Genomic DNA, 730 nt, shown 5'->3' with positions numbered 1-730 from the left:
CCGTACCGGCAGTGACGCTCGCCTGTGTCGCTCTGGCCATTGCGCTGCGCCGGATCACGGATCGCTTTGCCCCCTGGCTGTTCCGCGCGCCAAAGGGCCTGATGGAGCATTTCGGGGCGCGGATCGGCGCGTTGCGTGCCCCGAGCCAACTCGATGTCACCCCGGATGGCGAGGGACGCTGGCGCTGACCTTGGCGGGCAATCGGCCCTCAGCCCATCACGACCCTGCCCCGCAGAACCCGTTCACGGCGCCGAAGCGGGTCTCTGCGGGATTTCGGCCAGCTCCGGCCAATGCTTGCGCCACAGGCGCAGGCCCCATGTGTCGCGGGGATTGTTGTGCCCGGTCACCTCGTCCTCGGAGATATGCGGATAGGGCCATTGCGCAGAGGGATAGTCGCCGAACTCCCGCCCCGTGGGGGGAACGGTGCGGCGGGCATATTCCACAAGGCTCGCCTTCCAGGACGGCTGGACGATCCCCAGCGCCTGCGCCGCCATCACGAATTCCAGCCCCGTCGCGATCACCCGGTAATCCGCAAAGGGTGAGGGATTGTCCGCCTGACGCGCGCTGCGCGTATCGGTGCCCCAGCGGATCGCCCAGTTCGGATCGCCGGGTTTCAGCGTCCCGTCCTCCGACATGAAGACCCGATCCCCGGGACGGAACGGGTTGCCTCCCATGAGGGTCAGGGTGATATCCCCCCTCACATTGCCCCCCCGCGGCTGGGAGATACGGG

General features: G+C 67.9%; 2 protein-coding genes. One reads left to right on the top strand and one right to left on the bottom strand.

The window, feature by feature from the left end; translation table 11 throughout:
• A partial coding sequence (locus CN97_RS21060) for a hypothetical protein (protein WP_169743210.1) occupies positions 1-188 on the top strand: 188 nt, incomplete at its 5' end.
• Positions 189-242: 54 nt separating this feature from the next.
• Here the strand turns inward: CN97_RS21060 and CN97_RS21055 are convergent.
• Positions 243-730, bottom strand: a 488-nt coding sequence (locus CN97_RS21055) for a hypothetical protein (protein WP_035715332.1), incomplete at its 5' end; no start/stop codon positions are given.

The organism is Haematobacter massiliensis, assembly GCF_000740795.1.
Taxonomy (GTDB): Bacteria; Pseudomonadota; Alphaproteobacteria; order Rhodobacterales; family Rhodobacteraceae; genus Haematobacter; species Haematobacter massiliensis.
This window is presented reverse-complemented; position numbering and strand designations above follow the sequence as displayed.